The sequence below is a fragment of the Actinomadura sp. NPDC048955 genome (assembly GCF_040649435.1).
Lineage (GTDB): Bacteria > Actinomycetota > Actinomycetes > Streptosporangiales > Streptosporangiaceae > Spirillospora > Spirillospora luteofluorescens.
The window spans coordinates 1-21,752 of the sequence record NZ_JBEZJI010000022.1; the positions used below are offsets into that span (position 1 = coordinate 1).

Sequence of the window (21,752 nt, forward strand, 5' to 3'; positions counted from 1 at the left end):
CCCACGCCGGGGGCTCCTCCGGGGGGGTGGGCGTTTGTTTCTGCCCGCGCCCGCGCGGGGGGGCGGGGCACCCCCGCCCCCCCCGGCGGGCGGTTCTGCTGTGTGAACGATGAGGATCAGGCGGTCTCGATGCGCTGGGCGAGCCAGTTCTCCAGGACCTCCAGCGCGGGGCGTCCGCTGCCGTCCACGGGGGCGGAGCCGTACATCACGTGCCGCTGCGTGCCGTAGAACACCGCCGCGTCCACGCCCTCCTTGACCAGGTTGCTCGGGTTGAGCCGGGTCTTCAGCAGCCGGTTGAGCGTGCCCTTGGGCAGCGGCACGCCGGCGACGTCCAGACCGTGCTCGGTCAGGTCGGTGATCTGGGGGACCAGGGAGAGCAGGTCGACGCCGTAGAAGGCGTTGAGCGACTTGACCGGATTGGCCGGGTCGATGTTCGGAGGGTGCTTCGGGTCGAAATCGTCCAGCTTGCCCTGGATGGCGCGCAGGTCGCGGGTCAGCCGGACCCAGTCGACGCGGTCGAGGATCGCCAGGGCCTCACCGACGGCGCGCTCGGGGGAGCCGGGCGGCCACATCGCCAGCAGCGCGGCGAGCGGGGTGAGGTCGACCCGGTTGGCCGTCTCGGCCAGCGGCATCAGCCGGTCCTCGATCGCGACCAGGGAACGGTAGAGCCCCCGCGTGTCGCCCCGCTGGGCGTACACGGGGACGGCCCGCGCGGCGCGCTGGATGCCGCGGTAGTCGATCCGGCTGATCCCGCCGATGACGTTGCTCGCCTGGGCCAGCAAAGCGACCGGCTGCAGCCCCTGGACGACCTTGGTGACCTTGGCCACCTGGTCGGCGGGCAGTCCGGTCAGCGGCGCGGCCTTGGCGGCGGCGGCGAGGGCCGCCCGCGCCAGCGCGGCCGTGTCCCCCGCCTTCGCCGCGGCCTGCACCGCGTCGAGGTCGGTGGCGAGCCCCACCAGGTCGGTGTTGGACAGCGCCTGGAGCACCTGGCCCGCGATCTGGTTCTGCGAGCCGGGCGGGGAGTTCAGCAGCGTGTTCACCAGGACGGGGTTGGCGACCGCCCGGGTGAGCGCCTGCAGCGGGCCGACGAGCCTCGCCAGGTCGCCCGCGGTGCGGGCCGCCCCGGCGGTGTCCTTGCCGCGCGCCTGGCCGGTCAGCGTCTTCACACCGTTCGGGACGGCGGTGAGGTCGGCCGGCTTGCCGTTGACGGTGCCGAGGTCGGTGGACAGTTCGCGCTCCGCCGAGCCCTGCATGTTGGCGATGCCGACACGGCTCAGCACGGTGCCGAGGGTGGCGGTGAGCTCGTTCTCCTCCGGCAGGGCGCAGTAGAGGTCGCCCTTGAGGCACACGTTCGCGACCCGTCCGGACACGGCGCCGAAGCCCCCCGGCCGCGGCCCGGCGAGACCCCGGGTGCCGGGGAGCGGGTCACCCAGGTTCACCTCGCCCTTCGTCCCCCGGCCGGGGTCGGCCGCGGCTCCGCCCGCGAGGTAGGAGGCCGCCGGGATCGGTCCCTTCCCGGCCCCGATCTGGGCGGCGATGTCGCCGGCGACGTCCGCGCCCTGGCTGTAGCCGATCCCGACGAAGCGGGTGCCGGGGCAGTCCCGGGAGATCTCCGTCATCGCCTTGCGGGCGGCGTCGATCCCGGTCTGCTTGGAGTCGTTGTAGGTCTTGCCCTGGTCGAACGCGGTCGCGTTGTAGCCGACCCAGTACGAGGAGATCCGGTCACCGAAACGCCGTTCCAGCGGTTCGGTGACCCCGCGGAGCATGCCGACCGGCGTGTTGGGGTCGGCGGCCGACGTGGTCTCCCAGGTCCCGGGCACGACGATCAGCTTGATCGGGGTGCAGGACATGGCCTCGGACGTCCGCGCCGCGTTGACCGGCCCGCCCGTGTTCAGCAGCGGCACCGCGGCGGCGGCCGCGACCGCTCCGGCCACGGCGACCGCGATCGCCGGCCTGCGGTAGCGCCGCCACATCGGCTCTCTGGCGTGCAGTCCGGAGCTCATCACTTCCCCTTCAGCGCGCAGTAGGCGTCCTGGGCCGCCGTCATGACCGCGGCGTCGACCTTGGTGGGGATCATGTTGTAGCGGTTGGTGGCCACGACGACCTGGTCCTTGCCGTCCGGGCTCGTGTACCACTGGCTGAAGTAGCCGAGCACGGCGCCGTTGTGCATCCACGCGTTGCCGCACGGGGTCTTCGCCATGACCACGCCGAGGCCGTAGGGGCGCTCGGGGGACGCGGCCTGCTCCAGCTCACGCTGCTGCGCGGGAGGAAGCAGGCGGCCGGACGCGAGCGCGCGGGTGAAGTCGGCGAGGTTCCCCTGGGTGGACACGATGGCGCCCGCCGCGCCCAGCACCTGGACGTTGGAGAACGAGATGTCCCGGATGGTGAAGTAGCCGTGCAGCCACTTCCCGTACAGCTTGGGGTCGGACTCGGGGTAGGCGGTGTCGGTGAGGCCGAGCGGCTTGATGATCCGGTTGGTCACCTCGACGGCCGGGTGGTGCCCGGTCGCGGCCTGGATGATCAACCCGCCGAGGATGTAGTTGGTGTTGGCGTAGTGGTACTCGGCGCCGGGCGCCGACAGCGCCTTGTTGGACGTGGCCGTCTTCACCAGGTCGCGCGGGTCCCACTTCCTGTAGGGGTTGATGTCGGCGACGTAGGACCCCGAGATCCGCAGGTCGTTGATGTAGTCGGGGAGCCCGCTGGTGTGGTTGAGCAGCTGCCGGATCGTGATCTTGCGGCCGTCGTTGCCGTTCGCCGCGACCAGGCCGGGCAGCCACCGGTCCACCGTGTCGTTCAGGGACAGCTTGCCCTCGGCCTCCAGCTGGAGCAGGACCGTGGCCACGAACGCCTTGGAGTTGCTGGCGATGCGGAACTTCGCCTTGGGGTCGGCCGGCACGCGCATGAACATGTCGCCGTAACCGGAGGCGGCGTACTGGGTGTTGTTTCCGCTGCGGGCCATTCCGATCACGCCGGGCAGTTTCTGCTCCGCCCGGAGCTTGGCCACCCGGTCCTGGAGGACGGCGCCCGCCCGCACACCGTTGTCCGCCTCGGTCCTGGCGCCCGCCGAGGCGACCGTGGCCTTCTGGTCCTGAACGCCCAACGTCACCGCCGTCACGGTGGCGGCCGCCGCCACCACCGTCGCGCCGGCGCGGACGAGGAACTTCCGACTTCGCATTCGGTCTCCCAGACAATTCGACGATCTTGTCTGCGACGCTAGTGAGACCCGTTGAAATTACGATGACACGCGAATATCGGGAGCCGGTTCGCCCGGCCTGGCGCATGACATTTCATGGACATGCCGAAAACGCGCCGCACGGTTCTGGAGGCTGTTCGGCGCACACTCTCGGATAAATGTAAAGTGAACGGCGGCTAAAAACGTACGGGCGCGCTTGCGACGGCGACCAGGTTCGCCCTGCCCGGGGCCTGCGCCTCCTCTGCGGCGAGTTCTCGCGCGAACAGCGCGAGCAGTCCGTTCAACCGGTACTGGTGGACGGCCGGCTGCTGCACGAGGTTCGCGTCCACCAGGTTCTCCAGCGCCCGCTCGGCGCCCTGCGCGGCCCAGCCGAGGGCGGCCGCCAGCGCCCGATGACCGGATCGCCCGTCGGGTGCCGTCCCCAGCGCGCGGAACGCCCGCCGCTCGGCGGACGGAAGCCGGTCGTAGGAGAGCCGGAACGCCCCTTCCACGCTCCGGTCCTCCGCCGTGAGCTCGCCCAGGCGGCGCCGGGCATCGGTCATCCGGCGCACCAGATGCCCGATCGCCCAGGCCGGACGGCTCTGGATGCGGGCGCCCGCGATGCACAGCGCCAGGGGCAACCGGTCGCACATGGTCGCCAGCTCCCGCACGGCGACCGGCTCCGCCGCCGCGCGCTCGGCGCCCACGATCCGGGTCAGCAGCGCCTCCGACGCCTGCCGGGTGAGCGGCCCCAGCGAGACCCGGCGGTCCACGTCCAGGCCGACCAGCCGCCTGCGGCTGGTGATCAGCACCCGGCTGCCCGCCCCCGCGGGGAGCAGCGGGCGCACCTGGTCGGCGCCGGACGCGTCGTCGAGGACCAGCAGCAGGCGCAGCCCGGCGGTCGCGCTCCGCCAGGACGCCGCGAGCTCGTCCAGGTCGCCCGAACCGTCCCCGGCGCCGACGGCCCGCAGCAGCCGGCGCAGCGCGCGTTCCGGCGGCACCGCGCCCCGCCGTTCGCTGTGCCCGTGCAGCTCGACGAACAGGCAGCCGTCCGGGTGGTCGCCGCGCAGCGCCCGCGCGGCGCGCACCGCGAGCGCGGTCTTGCCGGCGCCCGCCACCCCGTCCACCGCCGCCACCGCGGGCCCGGGGCCGGTGAGCAGCGCCAGTTCGTCCCCACGCCCGACCAGTTCGCCTACCTCCGCGGGCAGTTCGTCGGGGACGCGCCGCGCGGACGGAACCCGCGCGCTCGCCCCGCGTCCCGCCTCGTCCCGCGAAACGAGGTCCAGCGCCGCGTCGTCGCCGCGCAGTACCGCCTGGTGCACGCGCCGCAGCCGCTCGCCCGGCTCCACACCGAGGTCCTCCACCAGCCGCCGGCGCAGGTGCGAGTACGCGGCCAGCGCGTCGGCCTGGCGGCCGCTCCCGTACAGGGCGCGCATCAGCAACGAGGTCAGCGACTCGCTGTGCGGATGCTTGGGTATCAGGGCGTGCAGCTCACCGACGGCGTCCTCGAACCTGCCGAGCTGGAACTGGCATTCCACCTTCTCCTGCAGAAGGGTGAGCCTGCGCTCCTCCAGCCGCAGGCGTTCCGCCTCCGCGAACGGCCCGGGAAGCCCGGCCAGCGGTTCGCCCTGGAACAGCCCGAGGGCGTCGAGGCAGGCGCTCGCCGCGGCCTCCAGGTCGCCGGACCTCCTGGCGGCGGCCGCCTCGTCCGCGGCCTCGTCGAGCCGCATCACGTCGACCGCCGTCCCCCGGCTGACGAAGCGGTAGCCGCCCCGCTCCCGGGCGATCACCGGCTCCTGCGCGCCCTCGCCGAGCGTGCCCAGGCAGCGGCGCAGCCGATGGACGTACACCGGCACGATCTTGCTTCCCGAGCCGGGCGGCTCGACGCCCCAGACGCCGTCGAGCAGCTCCCGCTGGCTCACGGTCATGTCCGGGCGCAGCAGCAGCGCGGCCAGGAGCGCCTGCTGCCGCAGGGGGCCGAGGTCGAGCCGGGTCCCGCCGCGCCACGCCCGGACCGGGCCGAGCACGGTGAAGTCGAGCAGGCGGGGGGCCGGGTCCGGCATCGTGGCCGAGGTCATCGCCATCGCCATCATCAGACCGATCTCTTCGAACTGCTGATCAAGGACGATCCGCGCGCGCAGGGGGAGCAGTGCGGACCATGGCATAACTTTGTGATGGGTAGATTATTACTATGTGATGGCGCGGTGCGGCGATTGGTTCAGACCATTCGCGTGGCGATCGTCACGTCACCGCGCGGGGCGTGGCCGGCGGCCCCGGCGGGGCGCAGGCTCCTTCGCGGGCGCGCCGGCCGCCTCGACGTTCAGCAGCGCCTGACCGGCGGAGCGCTCGGCGGCCGCGCGCTCGTCCCCGAGCCCGACCAGCAGGTTGATCACATGCGGGCCGAGGATGTGCGGCACGCCGCGCCCCTCCTGCCCGAACACCCCCGTGGACTCCAGCAGCACGTAGCCGTGGATCATGCACCAGATCTGCCCGGCGACCAGGACGGGATCGTCGCGGCGGATCCGCCCGGCGTTCATCGCGCGCCGCACCACCCGCGGCAGCAGCGCGAAGGCGTCGTTCATCTCGGCGGCGGTCGCCGGCGTGCCCTCGGCGGTGAGGTCGTGCCCGAACGACGGCAGCGCCCCCGGCGAGGCGATCCCGAACATCAGCCGGTAGCGCTGCGGGCTGGCCATGGCGAACTCCCGGTAGGCCAGCCCCAGGACCAGCAGGTCGGCGACCGGGTCGTCGGTGTCGGGCACCTGCCGCAGGTGCCGCTCGAACCGCGCGAACGCCTCCCGCCCGAGCGCCTCGTACATCCCGGTCATGCCGCCGAAGTGCGTGTAGACGGCCATGGTGGACGCCCCGATCCCGGCGGCGAGCGCCCGCGCGTTGAGCGCCTCCGGCCCCCGTTCCTCCAGCAGCCGCATCCCGGCCTCGATCAGCTTCTCGCGGGACCCCGCCGACGCCTTGGACATGACAATGTTATAGCGCGTCCGGCACGGTCGAACGGCACCTGAACAGCCATGTCTTTCTGGCGCGGAGCTCCTCGCGGGGTCAGGCGGTGCCGGAACCGCCGGTCCGCTCGGTGGGCATGGTCGGGACGACCCTGAGGAAGGCATTGGCGATCTCCTGGTACCCCGCCGCGGTCGCGTGGCCATCGTCGTCACTGCACTGGTACGTCCACGCGCAGATCCGGGCCACGGCCCGGGGGACGGCGCCGTACGGAGGGGCCTGCACCTCGGTGAGGTCGTGCCCGGCGAAGGCGCCGTTGACGTCCGCGACCCTGAACCCGGCGGCGAGGTAGACGCCGTGCTCGTAGGCGTTGAAGGTGTCGACGACCGGTATCGAGGCGAGGGCGGCGGCCTTGCCGCCCGACACCCAGGACGCCAGGCCGGGGTTGTAGTAGTTCATGGCGGCGTACACGGGCGCCCCGCCTCCCGCGAGGCGCAGCCGCGCGGTGATCTGCGGCAGGTTGGCGACCAGAGAGCCGACGCCCCGCAGCGCACAGGCCGCGTCGACGCCCCCGCCGGGCAGACAGCCGTTGGTGTCGTTGGCCCCGATGTCCAGGGTGACGTACCGGACGCGGCCGGCGTGCGCCTTGAGGAAGGCCTCGGCGGCCTCAATTTGGGAACCGGCCGCATAACGACAGATGCCGCCCTTGAGCATCGTCGTGGTGGTCTCCCCGGGACACCCGAGTTTCACCAGTTCGAGCTGAGGATTGCGTGCCTTCAGCGCGGTGTGGAGCCGGTCGGTGTAGCCCTGATCGGTCCTGCCCTGCCCGGCCTGGACGCCCACGGACAGCGAGTCGCCGAGTGCGATGTAGTACTCCGGACCGCTCGCCGAGGCGACCGGCCCCGCCAGGCTCATCCCGGCCACGGCGGCGACCACGACGGCGATCGATCTGACCAGCCTCATCCCCGCTCCAGCGACCCTTGGCACAAGCGCACCTCACCCGGCACGCGCGTCACGAGGGGCCACGCTAACAAACATTGCTGTCTATTTGAACCCCCGGACGGCCCGGTACGGCCGGATCCCGGACGGCGCGGCCCGATGGTTCCGGGTCTCGCCGGGTGCCGCCCACCACGCTCAGGCGCGGAGCGAGGCCGCGAGGCGTTTCGGGGCAGAGAGCCGCCAGGCTTCGGTGACCAGCTCGTTCAGTTCCTCGGGGTCGACGCCGGCCAGCTTGATCTGGACCCACGCGAAGCGCCCGCTGGCCCACGACGGGGCGAAGGTGCCGGGGTCTTCGGCGACGAGGGCGGCCTGCTCCTCCCGGGTGGCCTTGAGCAGGACGAAGCCCTCGTCCTCGTTCAGGTAGCAGAATCCCTTGTCGCGAACCCGGAAGCCGGTCAGGTTCGAGAACGCCTCGCGCTCAGTGACCTCCGGCAAACCGAGCACCATGGGCAGGAACTCCTCAGAACGCATACCGAACACCTACCAGCCAGGTCGGACGTTCCACGGCTCACGGGATCGGCTCGTAGAAAGAGTCGACGGCGGGCTGCCCGGTGTAGTTCGGTCCGGCCTGATCGTCGGCCCCCAGATAGCGGTACGGGAACCGCACCTGCCCGTGCCCACGGCGGGAGACGCGGCGGCGGGCGGAGTCGTAGTCGAAGCCCTGCGCACGCAACTGGGTGGTGAGGCGACGACCGCTGGGGGAGCCGTCCGCATGGCGGACCGAGCGGGCGTCGAAGTTGGCGACGAACAGCCCGTCGCCGGTGAGCCAGGACGCGATGCGGCTCAGGGTGCCGAGCTTGTCGCCCAGGTAGTGCAGCCCGTGCACGCACGTGATCAGGTCGAAGCGGCCGTCGGGGACCCATTCGGCCACAGAGCCGCTGACCAGCCGCACCATGGCGGGGACGGGACCCGGCGCGAAATGGTCCACGAGGTCGAGCCCGATGATCTCAGCCCGTCCACCGAGGCCGCGCTCGGCCAGCAGCGCGGCCGCCTCGGCCGGGGCCCGCCCGCTCCCGCAGCACAGGTCCAGCCACCGCACGGGCGACGACCCCCCGGCGCGAGCGCTCATCTCGGCCAGGACGTCGAGACCGAGCTCCCTGCCATAGCCGTTGGAGCCGCTGAGCGTCCGCTCACGATTCATCGTGCAGTTCGCCACGACCGACGATCTCGCCAGAGAGGCATCATCAAGCAACCGCGTCACACACGGCATTGTGGCCCAAGCTCATGAACGGCCCCTCCGGTGGTCAGGTTGCTTTGATGGTGAGGGTTCGGGCTACGGAGTGGTGGGCTGCGAGGCGGGCGGGGACGGCGGTGAGGGCGGCCGTCACGGGGAGGGCGGCGAGAGCGGCGGTGAGGAGCGACCACGTGGGGGGCCAGACCGTGTTCGCCTCGCTGAACGGCAGGCACAGGACGAGGCCCATCGGGATGCCGGCGAGGGCGCCGGGCAGGGTCGGCAGCAGTTGGGCGGTGGACAGCCCGGCGGTGATCTGGCCGGGCGTGGCGCCGAGGGTACGTGCGACGGCCATGGTGTGACGGGCTTCCTGCGCCGTGGTCCACGTGATGGTGACGGTGTTGATCGCGGCGAGGACGATCAGCGCGGCGGTGACGCCGACGATCACATGGTGCTCCTGGGCGTCCCGCAGGCGGTTCGCCATGGCGGACCCCGGATAGCCCTTCACCGGCTGGGCGTAGATCACCACCAGGCCCGTGACCGTGGCCAGGGTGACCGCGGTGTTGCAGGCGTGCAGGAAGGCGCGGCCGGGCCGGCGGGCGATCAGACGCAGCCCGAGGAGGAGCGGGGTCGGCAGCAGCGCGGACACTCTCGTCGTCAGGGCCCGGTGCGGGGGGCGGCGGGCGGTGTCGGCGAGTGCGGCGACGGTTTCGGTGCGCAGCGCCCGGACGGTCGGGCCGAGGGTGGTGAGGGTCGCCACGGCAAGGGCGACGACGGTCGTGAGGGCGATGGTGTCGCCGCTCGGCCCGGCGGCGGCGGTCAGCAGGCTGGCGCTGGGGTTGACGACCGCGGGCTCGATCAGCCGTGCGGTGACGAGCCCCAGAACGTCGGCGACGAGCGCCAGGATCAGGTACTCGGCGAACAGGACGGCGGCGATGAGGCCGGGTGTGGCGCCGGCGGCCTTGAGCAGTCCCACGCGGCGGGTCTGCTTGGCGGCGCGTCCCGCGGCCAGCGTCGCCACGCCGCCGATGGCCAGGAAGCCGAGCAGCCAGCTGCCGACGACCAGGATCGGCTGACTGCCCTTGAGCATGACCGAGTCCTGGCCGGCTATGCGCTGCCACGGCCTGATGTTCACCCAGGTGTCGGCGACGATCGGGGTGATGGCGGGGTTGTGCCTGTCGAACGTCCCGGCCTTTTCGGGATCTCGCAGTTTCAGGTTGACGAAGGAGGTCACCGGGACGTCGGGCGACTCCAGTGCCCGCGTGTCCCGTTCGGCCAGCCAGACCAGACCACCGCCGTCGTCCGGCCCGCCGCCCGGCCCGATCCCCGGCGCCCACGGGTAGACCGCGCGGGACGCGGTCACGGCGATCCCGACGACGGGGAGCCGGCGGCCGGCGACGGTGACGCCGTCGCCGACGCGGACGCCCAGGGCGGTGGCGAAGCCACGCTCGACCACGGCGCCTCCGGGACGGGCCCAACCGCCCGAGGTCAGCAGCGGACGGTCGACCGGACCCGGCGTCAGGTCGGCGACCTGCACCACCGCGGCTCCCGTGGAACCGTGCGCCGTGAGCTTTGTGTGGTACTGGCGGTACGGCCCGCTGTGCGCGACCACCCCGGGCGCGTTCTCCAACGACCTCAGGGCGCCGATGGTGCTCCGGCCGGTGCCCGGTGAATACGCGACCACGTCCGCTCCGGCCGTGGCGGCCCGCGTCCGCTCGTAGAGCGTTTCGGTCGCGCGGTGCAGCGATCCGCCCAGGCTCAGCATCGCGGTGGCGGCGGCGATCGAGACGAGGAGGATCGCGGCCTGGGCGGGATGCCGCCGTATGTCTGCCATGACCAGGCGGAAGACGAGAAGGACGCGCCCCACGGTGTTCAGTCCCCCAGCCCGATCAGGTCGTCGAGCCGCCCGGTGCCGCCCGCCAGCCGGGTGTCGTCGACGAACGTCCCGTCCCGCATCGAGACCAGCCGGTCCGCGGTGGCCGCGACCCGCTCGTCATGCGTGACGATCACCAGGGTCTGCCCGGCCGACCGCAGGTCCTCGAAGAGCCTCAGCACATCGAGTGTCGCCGCGGTGTCCAGGTTCCCTGTCGGCTCGTCCGCCAGCAGGACCAGCGGCTCGTTCGCCATCGCGCGGGCGATCGCCACCCGCTGGCGCTGTCCCCCCGACAGCTGCCAGGGCAGATGCCGGGCGCGCCCGCCGAGCCCCATCTGCTCCAGCAGGGCGGACGCGCGGCGCCTGGCCGCGCGCGGTGAGCGTCCGGCCAGGAGCGCGGGCAGTTCCACGTTCTCCGCCGCGGACAGCTCCTCCACCAGGTGGAAGGCCTGGAAGACGAACCCCACCGACCGGCGGCGCAGCCTTGCCAGCGCCCGTTCGCTCAACCTGTCGATCCGTTGCCCGGCCACCCACGCCTCCCCGCGCGTGGGCCGCTCCAGGCCGCCCAGCAGGTGAAGCAGTGTGGACTTTCCACAGCCACTGGGCCCCATCACCGCCAGCGACTGCCCCGCCGGGACGTCGAGGTCGACCTCATCGACCGCCCGCACCAGGCCCTGCCCCTCGCCGTGCTCCTTGCACAGGCCGCGGACCCGCAGCACGGCGCCGCACTCGTTCATGCGCCCTCGGTTTCGTTCTCGATCCTCGACCAGACGCGCTCGCAGGCCTCCAGCCAGCGCAGGTCCGCCTGCAGCCGCAACGCGACGCCCTCCAGCAGCAGGCCGGCGGTCGACCCGTCCGGCTCGGCCAGCGCCGCGCGCTGCACGTCCCCCAGGCGCCGCAGCAGCTCCCGGCGCTGGACGTCCACCAGCTCCACCGGGTCGGCGAGCCGCGCCGCCGCGGCGGCGGCGAGTTTGAGATGGAACTCCGCGAGGTTCGGTTTGGGCCAGGTCACCTCGCCCAGCCAGGCGGCCACCCGCTGCTGCCCGGCCGGCGTCAGCGCGTACACCTTGCGGTCCGGCCGGTCCGGCAGCCCGTCCGCCCGTTCGCAGGCGACCAGGCCCGCCTTCTCCAGCCGGGCCAGGGTCACGTAGATCTGGCCCGCGTTCATCGACTCGCCGAGCGGCCCGAGCGCCCGCCGCAGCCGCTCGCGCAGCCGGTACCCGTGCGAGGGCTCCTTCGCGAGCATCGCCAGCACCGCGTCCTGCATGCACCACCCCTAACGGCTAGCTAATAGATAGCGGTTAGCTGTGGCGAGCGTCAAACGGGACCTCGCGGGGACGGTCACCGCCGGGTTCTGGGGTCCTGGGTGGGGTCGGCGTACAGGGGCGGGCAACCACGATCGCTCGCGTTGGCGCGCAGTTCGTAGTGCCAGGATTCGTTCCTGTAGACCTGGCACAGGCCGTAAACGGCCCCATGTTCCGAGAGCCATTTCGCGGCATCCGGATGACCAATGTCGACGGCTTTCCCTTTCACATGAAGTGAGGTCGACGCGGTGGCCACCCAGCGAGCGGCTTCCTCCTCGGAGCCGTACTTGGAGACCGCCTCCCGAAGAAGTTGGTTCTGGTAGGCCGGGGAACGCCAGCCGCTGTTCACGTAGAACTTGATTCCGTCGTCTGCGGCGTCCGCCGCGGCTTGGCGAAGGGCCGCGAGGAGACGCTGATCGAGGCGGGCCACGGCCGGGAACGTGTCGTTGAAGACCGTCACACCATCGGGGACGACGCCGTCACCCTTGCCGACCGGACCACGCCGAGGAGCGTTCTTGCCTGGCCCGGCGCGCTGCTCACGGCCAGGAACATCCGGAGGTGACGCGGCGGAGGAGGACCAGGACGGGTACAAGGGAGGTGAAGAGTCCTGCGACCGGTAGCCGAGGGCCGAGCCGATCGCCGCCATGGCGACCAGCAGGCCGATACCGATAACCCAGTAAACTTTGCGGCGTGCTTTTCGTGGCGATGGCAGTATTGGTGACATGCCACTAGTCAAGGCAATGCGGCGTTGCCGGGGCGTATAGAATTTTCGATATGTCGACGATATGTGCCGACTCGTAGAACTGGCGTATGCCTGTGCCGAGCGCATCCACGACAGCGCGCCTCAGCCCCTGAACATATGGGCCGACGGCGTCCGCGCGTAGATGTTCTGGTCGGCGCCGACTGAAGACGCTCAGGCCGCGGTGCGCCACCAGCGGCGCGACGCAAGCGCGGCCAGTCCGGCGCCGGCGGCGTTGAGCAGGACGTCGTCCACGGAGGACACCCGGTCCAGCTGCAGGACGTACTGCGCGGACTCGACCACGACCGAGCAGGTCGCCGCGACCGCCAGGATCCGCGGTACCGACGCCAGCGCCGCGAACCGTACCGGGACGAGGAACCCCAGCGCCGCGAACACCAGCAGGTTGCCGACGATCTGGACCGTGTCCATCGTGAGCAGATCCCGCAGAGGCACCAGGCTCAGGCCCGCGCCGGACTCGTCACCCGGCAGCAGGATCATCCAGACCCACGGCACCGTCCCGTAGACGATGCCGACCTCGGCCAGCGACATCCGCCACGACGGAGTGACACCGGAGACACTCCGAAGACTTGCCAGAGCCCACGCCGCCAGTCCTGCCAACGGCAGCGCGGCCACCGTGACGAGCACCGTCCCGTTGATCGTGTCGAAGCACCCGTGCCACCGCCCGGCCGTGCACGACGGCACGGCCATCAAGAGCGGCCGCCGCACAACGAACACGGCGCTCACGATGCCGAGGATCGCCAGGACGACGAGCACGATCCCGCCTGCACGGCGGCCCGCCACCGACATCGAGGCGTCAGGTTCCATGCGGCCAGTGGAGCCGGAAGCCTGTTGCGGCGGCGTATGCGTTTTTCCATACGCCCGCGATACACGCCTCCAGAACGAGGCCACCGTCCCGCCCTCCCATCCGATCGCAGGTTTCGCGCGTGCCGCGATCTGAGCGCGTCGCGGGAGTCGAGCAGACGGTCATGGGTCGATCAGCGCATGTCGGCGACGGACTGGACGGCGGTACGCAGAGCCGCCCGAGTCAACAGCAGGACGGGCCCATCCGGGTCCTTACTGTCCCGCACCGCCACCACCCCGACCGCGCCAGCCAGCTCGACGCACTCACCGCCGTTGCTCAGGCTTTGTCTGGCTTTGCGCCACGCAAGATTCGCCAGTTCGACGCAGTCCCCGCCGTTCTCGCCGCTGAGGCTACTTTTGCGCCATGCAAGTCCCGCGAGTTCGACGCAGTTGCCGCCGTTCTCGCCGCTGCGGCTCGCCTTGCGCCAGGTGAGGTTCGTCAGGTCCATTTCTCCAGCGCCTCTTTCAGCTTGTCCCGTGACATGTCTTCGGGGAGCGCTCTCGCACGTAACTTCTGAGTGATTCGGAGAGTTTGGCCAGGTCGGAGGGGTTGCCGGTCGTGACGCCTCGAACCGTCGTCTCCATATAGGCGACCTCGTTCCGGTCTTCCATGGGTAGCCACGACGAATGCGCCTCCCGTGCCTGCCGGACGGGCGTGGGCGGTCAGCGGGTGGTGGGGGCGGAGTTAACGGCGGTGCGCAGCGCCTTGCGGGTCAGCAGGAGGACGGGCCCGTCCGGGTCCTTGCTGTCGCGCACCGCCACCGCCCCGACCGTTGCTCCCGCCACATCTGCCAGCTCGATGCACTCGCCGCCGTTGGGGCCGCTGTGTGTGCTCTTGCGCCACTTGGTGTAGGTCAGGTCCATCTCTCTTTGATGACCTTTCGGATCAGTTCACGCGACATCGCGTGCGTGAGCGCCTGGGAACGGAGCTCGACCAAGGTTCGCGCCAAACTGGACAGATCTGACGGGTTGTCCGTGGTGATGCCTCGAATCGCTGTCTCGATGTACGCGACCTCGCTTCGATCCTCCATTGTCGCGACCACGAAGGCGCCGAGGACGCCTTCATGCTCACCACTTGACAACACTACTTGAATCGTGACGTTGGGCAACAAGCTCATCTCCAGAAGGTGTTCGAGCTGTTCCCGCATCGTCTCTGGGGTCCCCACGGGGTTGTGAAGCACGTGTTCGTTGAGCAGAAGCACAACGGTTGGTGGAGAGGAGTCCTTACCCTCGGTGAGGATGGCCTGGCGACCGATACGAGCGTCTGCGGCTTCCTGATTGCCGCGAAGCAGCGCTAGGGCGTAGGCCGGCGTCTGGGCAAGGCCTGGAATCACCGAGTGCTGCCAGCAGATCAGCATGGCGGCGTCGGCTTCGACCTGCGGCCAGTCGAACCAGATCGGTACTGGGTGTCCGTCCTTGTTCAGGTCTTCCCACAAGCTGATGAGAGAGCCGCCTGCCTCTAAATGCTCATCCACAGCGACCACGAACGACCGTGTGGCGCGCTTCTTGCCGTTCTCGATGCGGCTGACCTGGGGACCGCTCACTTTGGTCAGATGAGCGATGGTCTCCTGCTTGACGTCTTTGGCCTCCCGCAGCCTTCGCATTTGACGCCCGAAGGCGACGAGGGCGGGGGCTTCTCGGGGGCGCTGGCGGCGTGGGGGCATGGCTCCTGCCTTTCGAAGGCATATGTCGAGTGGAGCATCTCGACTACCACTGGTTGCCGCTTTGCAGCGGTAGGCACACCATAGCCTGAAAGTAGCTCACTGTGTGCATAGGAACACACATAGTGAGGAGAAGGATCATGGGCGAGGCGGCGTGCAGCGCGAGCGAGATGGTGGTGAAGCAGGACCTCAGGGTCGTGGCGGAGGTGCGGCGGTTCGTGCGGCTGGTCACCGGCCAGTGGGACATGGACGACTTCGTTCCGTGCCTGGTGGCGAGCGAGCTGGTCACCAATGCTCTGCGCTACGCGTCCGAGAAGGACGGCGACGTGACCTTGCGGCTGGATCGCACCGAGGACGGCGCGCTCTGGATGGAGGTCCAGGACGCCACCTACGACCTGCCGCACATGCTGAAGACCGACGCGGGCAGTGAGACGGGCCGCGGCCTGTTCATCGTCGACCAGTACGCCCGCTGCTGGGGTATCCGCGCCCTTGCCGGCGACGTCGGCAAGGTCGTCTTCGCGGTCCTCGATGCGTGATGAAGGCCACCGCCTCGGCCGGCCGGAAAACCGGCGGACGGCAGGACGGCAGGTCGGTAGGGTCACGTGATGATGATCTTCGGCCCGACCGTCGACGTTCGTCCACTGTTCCCGCGCGAACGGCAGGCCATGCTCGACCTGCTCCGTGCCCTGAGCCCCGCCGAGTGGGCCATGCCCACGGTGTGCCCCGGCTGGGACGTGCACGCCGTCGTCGGTCATGTGCTCAATGACTACATGCGGCGCCTGTCGGGCAGCCGCGACGGGTACGGCGGCGCGATCTTCGCCGACGACGAGACGCTCCCCGCCTACCTGGCGCGCACGAACGAGGAGTTCGTCCGGGCGTCCCGCCAGCTCAGCCCGCAACTGATGATCGAACTGCTGGACCACCTGGGCCCGCGGCTCGACGCCTTGTGGGCGGCACGAGACCTCCAGTCCGCCGCCGACCTCAACGTCTCCTGGGCCGCGACCGACATCGACAGCCCCGCCTGGCTGGACATCGGTCGCGAATACACCGAGTTCTGGGTCCATCAGCAGCAGGTGCGCGACGCCGTCTCCATGCCGGGCGCCACCGAACCCGATCTCATGGCTCCGGTGCTGGACATCTTCGCGCGCGGCCTGCCGCACGCCTTGCGGATGCATGACCGCCCCGAGAACACCACGGCGCACCTGGAGGTACTCGGCGCGGCGGGCGGGCGGTGGGGAGTGGTCCGGCAGGACGGACGCTGGCAGATGACCGAACCTCTGGGGGAGGCTACTGCTCACGTCTCGATGGACCAGGACACCTTCTGGCGGCTGGCGACCAGAGGCATCACCGAGGACGAGGCCCGTCAGCGATCGACGATGACCGGCGACTCCGACCTCACGACGGCCATCACTGCCCTGCTCGCGGTAGTCGCCTAGCCCAGCTTACGACGGGGGTCGGAAAGACAGAACAGGGCCCGGCGGTGCACGCCGGACCCTGGGTTGCGCATATATCAGCAATCCACCTCAGAAGAACTTGAGGTCGACGTCGTTGTTCGTGTCAACGGGCGTTCCCGTTGCTGAATTTGAGGGCGGCCCGTCCGCGTTGAGAAGGGCTGCTGTTGGGGGAGGCGGCCTTTCCCGCCGAGGGGGCGGGACGGCCGATCAGGAGCGGCCCCGTCCGTGGCAGGTCGGGCACTGTCCCTGGCTGGTCCAGCCGGAGCCGGTGCAGGTCCCGCACGGCTCCCAGGACGTGATGAAGGCGATGATGAAGTCGAACATTTCTGACACAACCTTTGCTGTCTCTGGTCTTAGCCCGCTGTGAGGCAACCCGGGCCTGAATGCCCGGGTCTGCGCACGACCATACGACATCAAGATCAATTGACCAAATCCAGTGAAGTTGGTCACTAATGTCGTTGCGAAGCCTGGATGCGGCCTCAGCTCCGGTGTTCATGGGGTCGGGTGAGGACGTCGAAGTCTGGATCAGGGCCGTTCGACGGCGGCGACTGCAGACTGCCCGGCGGCGGCAGGTTGTTCGAGGTCTCCCTTCACGGCGTCCCCGGTGAGCCGGTCGTCCAGCACGGGCCCAACCCGACCTGCCTGCTCACGCGGAGCGAGATCGGCAACCGCTGGCGGACCCCGCGGGCCGTCACCGCGTTCAGCGGGGCGAACGCCGGGCCGGAGCCGTCGCGCTCAACGGGACGGTCACAACGTCAGGTCGGCCCCTGGCGGACGGCCCGGAGCGGCACCTCTCGCACGGGAAGGTGACCGTCAGCGCAGATCCTGCGAGGCGGGGCCTGTCTTAGGACGGGCCTGGACGGAGCCAGGGTGCGGTTCCCTGCAAGGCGATGGTCCAGCCCGCAGGCTGGACCATCGCTGGTGGGGGCGTGTCAGAGGCCGGCTGCGTCGAGCAGACGACGAGTGATCGCCGACGGGCCGTCCTCGGTGTCGCGCCTGACGATGATCTCTGCGCCTTCGTAGGCCACGGTCACCGGTTCCCCGGACGACCTGGCCTCTTCGAGCGCGTCGTGCATGACATCGTCGAGGTGCACGTGCGAGTCATTCGGCACGTCGATTCGTTTCGCCATGTGTCTTCCATCCTTCCGTCTGGTTTTCGTGGCGCCCGTTCCGATATGCCGGGCGCGCTACGGAGGCGACCGTCCGCGCAGGGCGGATGGGCGCAAGCAGCCCTGCTCGCGAGGCGGTTCCCCCGCCGGAGCGGCTGTTTCCGAGATGATCGGAGATCGCCCTGAGCGCTCGGGAAATGCATTCGCCTTGCCTGGACGGTCTGAGGCAGCATGGAAGCGCGGCGGCGTGGAGGGCGGGTGGCTGTGCTTTTAGTGCGAGGTGGCTCCGGGGGCGGCCAGTCGGTCCGGCAGCAGGCGGTTCTGCTGGCCCTGCGCTATTACTGCGGTGTGCTGCGCCGCCAGTGGCGTATCTCGCTTCCGGCGATGACTTTGCCCGCGGTCGGTAATATCTGCCTGTTCTACCTGACCCCGCTGATGGTGGCCGCCCTGGTAGGGCACCTGGCCGAGGGCGGAGAAAACGACCTTGCCGCCCTCCTGCCGTACGTTCTCGGATTCGCCGGTCTGATGCTGGCGGGCGAGGCGCTGTGGCGAGTGGGGATGCACTTCCTCAACCGGGCGAACGGCCGAGGCATCGAATGGCTCGCGATCAGCGGCATGGACGAGCTGCTCGCCAAGGACACCGCTTTTTTCCACGACAACTTCGCCGGTGCGCTGACCAAACGGATACTGAGCTTCTGCGGCGGCTTCGAAAATTTCGCCGACACCCTGACCTTCTCGGTCGTGGCGAACGTGATTCCGCTGTCCTTCGCCTCGGTGATCCTGTGGCGGTACCACCCGCTCCTGGTCGTCGTCCTCGTGGGGCTTATCGTCGTCACCGGCTTCCTCGTCATCCCGTTCATCCGCCGCAGGCAGGTGCTGGTGGACGAGCGTGAGGCGGCGAAGGTGCGGGTGTCGGGCCACGTCGCCGACGTGCTGACCAACATGGAGACGGTCCGCGCGTTCGCCGCCGAGGAGCGGGAGGCCGCCGAGTTCCGCGGCCGGGTCGTCGAGCAGCACCGCCTGGCGCTGCGGTCCTGGGATTACGCCAACCTGCGGGTCGACACGATCGTCGCTCCGATGTCCATCCTGACCAGCGCCCTGGGGCTGCTGGTCGCGGTGGCGCTGCGCGGCGGGCTCGGCGTGGAGGCGATCGTGGTGACGTTCTCCTACTACACCAACGCGACCCGGATCATGTTCGAGTTCAACCAGATCTACCGGCGGATGGAGAGCACGCTCACCGAGAGCGCGCAGTTCACCGAGCTGCTCATGACGCCGCCGACCGTCGTGGACCCGCCCGACCCGCAGCCGCTGCGTCCGGTCGACGCCTCGGTCCGCTTCGAGCGCGTGCTCTTCGCGCACGGCGACGGCCCGCCGCTGTTCGAGGGGCTGGACCTGGATATCCCCGGCGGCGCCAAGATCGGCCTGGTGGGCCGGTCCGGTGGCGGCAAGACCACGCTGTCCCGGCTGCTCCTGCGTCTCATGGACGTCGACGGCGGCCGGATCCTCGTCGGCGGCCAGGACATCGCGCGGCTTCGGCAGAGCGACCTGCGCAACCTGATCGCGTACGTCCCGCAGGAGCCCGCGATGTTCCACCGGTCGGTGCGCGACAACATCGCCTTCGCCCGGCCGGGTGCCACCGAGACCGAGATCCTCCGAGCCGCGCAGGCGGCGCACGTCACCGAGTTCGTCGAGAGCCTTCCGGACGGCTTCGACACGCTGGTCGGCGAGCGCGGCGTGAAGCTCTCCGGCGGTCAGCGGCAGCGTGTCGCCCTCGCCCGCGCCATCCTGCGAGACACTCCGATCCTTCTCCTGGACGAGGCGACCAGTGCCCTGGATTCCGAAAGCGAACTCCTCGTCCAAGAGGCTTTGTGGCACCTGATGCGCGACCGCACCGCGCTGGTCGTCGCGCACCGTCTGAGCACGGTCGTCCGGATGGACCGCCTGGTCGTCCTCGATCGCGGCCGCGTCCTTGAAGAGGGCTCCCACGCGGAACTCCTCCAGTCGCAGGGCCCGTATGCCCGACTCTGGCACCACCAGTCCGGTGGCTTCCTCACCGACGAGGCCACTCCGGACGCCGTGAACACCGCCCCGCACGACCGGGACTCCCAGACGGTGACCGGCTGACGCCGCCCCCTCCTGATCCCTGCTCCGAGCCGTCAGAGCAGGTCGGCCACCGCCGCATGCAGGTCGAGAAGGGCGGGGATCTGCTGGGGCGGACGTCGGCCCATGCCGCATTCGGTCGCGATGCCGAAACTCTTCAGGATCCCGCGCGCCGCGGCGATCCTCGCGCGGGCGCCGTCGAGTCCGTCCGTGACATGCACGAGCCCAAGGAACAGGGTGGTCTCCGCCGGTAGCGACAAGTCCGCCAGCGGGGCGAAGTACGCCTCGTCGGCGCGGTCGCGCGGCACGGGCATGTGCACCCAGTCCAGGCGCCGCCCGAGGCCGTCGACGAGGCCCGCGGTGACGTCCGCCAGTTTGGACGTGTCGGCGGGCTCAACGAAATGCCGGTGCTCGAAGTCGCCGTAGCAAAGGTGGTATCCGAGTTCGGCCTCGTCCGGTACGGCGGCTCCGAGCCGGACCAGCCGCGTCACCGTCTCGGTCAGGCGGGACGGATAGTCGGTGCCGAACCAGGCCGGATAGACCTCCTCGAAGACGGCGAACTCGACCGCGGTGTCCCACTGGACGGCCAGGTCCCCGGGCGGGATCACGGCCAGGATCTCGTCCAGCTCGGCCAGCAGCCGGGCCTCGTACGCGGCCTCCAGCTCCGCCTGGTGCGCGCCGATGAACGCGGCGACCACGGCGATCGGTGTCGGCAGGCTGACCTGGAACCGCACGTCCGGCGGGATGACGCCGTCCGCGCGCAGGCGGCCGAACACCCGCCACGAGTCGAGCGCGGCCGCCGAGTACCCCAGCGGCCCGAAGACCACCGACGCCGGGTCGACGCCGGGCCTCGGCCGGACCCGCAGCGTGGGCCCGTACTCCGGGCCGGCCGGCGGCACCGTCTCCAGGTCCGGGTGCGCCGAGAGTTTCGCCAACTGCCACACGACCCAGTTGTCCCGCTCGCCCGGCTCGCCGTCCGGGATCCGCCGCACGCGGCCGTTGAGCGTGGTCGCGACCGCGCGGAAGACGGACTCGGAATCGGCGAGCGGCACGCTGCCGCACAGGTGCACGGTCGATTGCACGGATGTGACTCCAGCTCTACGAGACGCCGCGAGGACGGGCGGAAACGGTCAGCGGCGGTCGGCGCCGAGGGTGATGGGGAGCGACAGCGGGCCTCTGGTGAAGAAGGACGGCGAGTAGGGGATGTCGTCCGGATCGATCGCGAGGGCGAGGTCCGGAAGCCGCCGGTACAGCGAGGCGAGCGCGAGCCTGCTCTCCAGGCGGGCCAGCGGGGCGCCGATGCAGTACCGGGGGCCATGGCCGAAGCCGATACCGTCGCTCTGCTCGCGGGTGATGTCGAACCGGTCCGCGCTCTCCCCGTACCGCTCCGGGTCGAGGCCGCTCGCCTGGTACACCACGCCGACCGCGTTGCCCTTGGGGATGGCCACGCCAGCGATCGTCACGTCCGTGAGCGTGAACCGGAAGCTGGTCATCATCACCGAATGGCGGTACCGCAGGGTCTCCTCGACCACGTCGCCCCAGCGGTCCTCGTCCTTCGCCAGCGCCAACTGGCCGGGGTGCGCCGACAGCGCGGCGATGGCGTGCCCCAGCAGGTGGACGGTGGTCTCGTGCCCGGCGACCAGCATCAGCCACAGCACGGCGACCAGTTCGTCGGTGGTGAGCCGGTCGTCCCGGTCACGGGCCTGCACCAAGCCGGAGGTGAGGTCGTCGCCGGGGTCCACCTTTTTACGTTCCGCCAGCTGGTACAGGTACGTCATGAGCGCCCGCTGGGTCTCGAACGCCTCGTCCGGCGGGGTGGTGTGCGCCAGCAGAGCGGCCGTCCACTTCCGCAGCCGGGCCCGCTCCGGTTCCGGGACGCCGAACAGTTCGCAGATCACCGCCATCGGCAGCGCCTCGGTGAAGGCGGGCACCAGGTCGACGCCGTCGCCGGCCGCCACCACGTCGTCCAGCAACCCGTCGATGAGCTCCTGGATCCGCGGCTCCATCCCCTGCACCCGCCCCGGTGTGAACGCCCTGCCGACCAGGCCCCGCAGCCGCCGGTGATCGTCCCCGTCCTTCGTGGACAGGTGGTCGCCCTGGACGATGGCGCGCAGCGGCCAGTCCTCGGGGATCGACCCGTCGTGCAGCGCCGGCCAGTGCCCCGGGTCGCGGGCGAAGGTCCTGTTGTCCCCGGCGAGGATCTCGCGGGCGGCCCTGTGGGTCAGCGCGAGGTACGCCGGTACGCCGCCGGGGAACTCCACCTCGACCACGGGCGCGATCTCCCGGAGCCGGAGGCAGGTGTCGAGCGGGCTCTCGTCGAGGGCCGGAAACGCGGGCAGGCTCATCGTCACGGATTC

21 protein-coding genes are annotated in these 21,752 nt (G+C 70.5%); 3 read left to right on the forward strand and 18 right to left on the reverse strand.

Annotated elements, in window-relative coordinates:
• Positions 1–116: 116 nt before the first annotated feature.
• From AB0C84_RS21470 to AB0C84_RS21540, 15 genes are all read right to left on the reverse strand, one after another.
• On the reverse strand, positions 117–2,003 hold the full coding sequence (locus AB0C84_RS21470; RefSeq protein ID WP_258940151.1) for a cutinase family protein: 1,887 nt from the start codon (positions 2,001–2,003) through the stop codon (positions 117–119).
• Positions 2,003–3,175, reverse strand: a complete 1,173-nt coding sequence (locus AB0C84_RS21475) for a serine hydrolase domain-containing protein (RefSeq protein WP_361068933.1) — start codon at positions 3,173–3,175, stop codon at positions 2,003–2,005. The genes AB0C84_RS21470 and AB0C84_RS21475 overlap by 1 nt, the downstream gene beginning before the upstream one ends.
• Before the next feature lie 194 nt (positions 3,176–3,369).
• Positions 3,370–5,337: a BTAD domain-containing putative transcriptional regulator gene (locus AB0C84_RS21480; RefSeq protein ID WP_361068936.1), complete on the reverse strand. Its 1,968-nt coding sequence runs from the start codon at positions 5,335–5,337 to the stop codon at positions 3,370–3,372.
• Positions 5,338–5,418: 81 nt separating this feature from the next.
• Positions 5,419–6,147, reverse strand: a complete 729-nt coding sequence (locus AB0C84_RS21485) for a TetR/AcrR family transcriptional regulator (protein ID WP_361068939.1) — start codon at positions 6,145–6,147, stop codon at positions 5,419–5,421.
• A gap of 79 nt (positions 6,148–6,226) precedes the next feature.
• Entirely contained in the window at positions 6,227–7,087 is an 861-nt protein-coding gene (locus AB0C84_RS21490; protein WP_361068942.1) for an SGNH/GDSL hydrolase family protein, read from the reverse strand.
• A 171-nt stretch (positions 7,088–7,258) separates the two neighbouring features.
• Positions 7,259–7,594, reverse strand: a complete 336-nt coding sequence (locus AB0C84_RS21495) for an MmcQ/YjbR family DNA-binding protein (protein WP_258940146.1) — start codon at positions 7,592–7,594, stop codon at positions 7,259–7,261.
• Positions 7,595–7,631: 37 nt separating this feature from the next.
• Positions 7,632–8,264, reverse strand: coding sequence for a methyltransferase domain-containing protein (locus AB0C84_RS21500; RefSeq protein WP_361068946.1), 633 nt, complete (start codon positions 8,262–8,264; stop codon positions 7,632–7,634).
• A 103-nt stretch (positions 8,265–8,367) separates the two neighbouring features.
• Complete coding sequence (locus AB0C84_RS21505; protein WP_361068949.1) at positions 8,368–10,128, reverse strand: FtsX-like permease family protein; 1,761 nt, start codon at positions 10,126–10,128, stop codon at positions 8,368–8,370.
• Between the two features lie 38 nt (positions 10,129–10,166).
• Positions 10,167–10,904, reverse strand: a complete 738-nt coding sequence (locus AB0C84_RS21510; protein WP_361068952.1) for an ABC transporter ATP-binding protein — start codon at positions 10,902–10,904, stop codon at positions 10,167–10,169.
• Positions 10,901–11,434 (reverse strand): PadR family transcriptional regulator, encoded by a 534-nt coding sequence (locus AB0C84_RS21515; RefSeq protein WP_361068955.1) that lies wholly within the window; start codon positions 11,432–11,434, stop codon positions 10,901–10,903. The genes AB0C84_RS21510 and AB0C84_RS21515 overlap by 4 nt, the downstream gene beginning before the upstream one ends.
• 74 nt (positions 11,435–11,508) lie before the next feature.
• Positions 11,509–12,195, reverse strand: a complete 687-nt coding sequence (locus tag AB0C84_RS21520) for a M15 family metallopeptidase (RefSeq protein WP_361068958.1) — start codon at positions 12,193–12,195, stop codon at positions 11,509–11,511.
• A gap of 189 nt (positions 12,196–12,384) precedes the next feature.
• Positions 12,385–13,035 (reverse strand): VanZ family protein, encoded by a 651-nt coding sequence (locus AB0C84_RS21525; RefSeq protein ID WP_361068961.1) that lies wholly within the window; start codon positions 13,033–13,035, stop codon positions 12,385–12,387.
• Between the two features lie 170 nt (positions 13,036–13,205).
• Positions 13,206–13,520 carry a DUF397 domain-containing protein gene (locus tag AB0C84_RS21530; protein WP_361068965.1) on the reverse strand — a complete coding sequence of 105 codons (315 nt, stop codon included), beginning with the start codon at positions 13,518–13,520 and terminating at the stop codon, positions 13,206–13,208.
• 214 nt (positions 13,521–13,734) lie between these two features.
• Complete coding sequence (locus AB0C84_RS21535) at positions 13,735–13,935, reverse strand: DUF397 domain-containing protein (protein ID WP_361068968.1); 201 nt, start codon at positions 13,933–13,935, stop codon at positions 13,735–13,737.
• Positions 13,926–14,735: a helix-turn-helix transcriptional regulator gene (locus AB0C84_RS21540; RefSeq protein WP_361068971.1), complete on the reverse strand. Its 810-nt coding sequence runs from the start codon at positions 14,733–14,735 to the stop codon at positions 13,926–13,928. Before AB0C84_RS21540 ends, AB0C84_RS21535 begins: the two co-directional genes overlap by 10 nt.
• Before the next feature lie 137 nt (positions 14,736–14,872).
• Between AB0C84_RS21540 and AB0C84_RS21545 the strand changes: the two genes are divergently transcribed.
• Together AB0C84_RS21545 and AB0C84_RS21550 are read left to right on the forward strand one after the other, a co-directional pair.
• Positions 14,873–15,268, forward strand: coding sequence for an ATP-binding protein (locus AB0C84_RS21545; protein ID WP_361068974.1), 396 nt, complete (start codon positions 14,873–14,875; stop codon positions 15,266–15,268).
• Positions 15,269–15,337: 69 nt separating this feature from the next.
• Positions 15,338–16,168: a maleylpyruvate isomerase family mycothiol-dependent enzyme gene (locus tag AB0C84_RS21550; RefSeq protein WP_361068977.1), complete on the forward strand. Its 831-nt coding sequence runs from the start codon at positions 15,338–15,340 to the stop codon at positions 16,166–16,168.
• A gap of 950 nt (positions 16,169–17,118) precedes the next feature.
• Here AB0C84_RS21550 and AB0C84_RS21555 read toward each other — a convergent pair.
• Entirely contained in the window at positions 17,119–17,316 is a 198-nt protein-coding gene (locus tag AB0C84_RS21555) for a hypothetical protein (RefSeq protein WP_361068980.1), read from the reverse strand.
• 237 nt (positions 17,317–17,553) lie between these two features.
• Between AB0C84_RS21555 and AB0C84_RS21560 the strand changes: the two genes are divergently transcribed.
• Positions 17,554–19,419, forward strand: a complete 1,866-nt coding sequence (locus tag AB0C84_RS21560) for an ABC transporter ATP-binding protein (protein WP_361068983.1) — start codon at positions 17,554–17,556, stop codon at positions 19,417–19,419.
• 32 nt (positions 19,420–19,451) lie between these two features.
• On the opposite strand, the gene AB0C84_RS21565 is transcribed toward AB0C84_RS21560, so the two are convergent.
• Positions 19,452–20,477, reverse strand: coding sequence for a hypothetical protein (locus AB0C84_RS21565; protein ID WP_361068986.1), 1,026 nt, complete (start codon positions 20,475–20,477; stop codon positions 19,452–19,454).
• 48 nt (positions 20,478–20,525) lie between these two features.
• Positions 20,526–21,740 (reverse strand): cytochrome P450, encoded by a 1,215-nt coding sequence (locus tag AB0C84_RS21570; protein WP_361068989.1) that lies wholly within the window; start codon positions 21,738–21,740, stop codon positions 20,526–20,528.
• Positions 21,741–21,752: the final 12 nt, after the last annotated feature.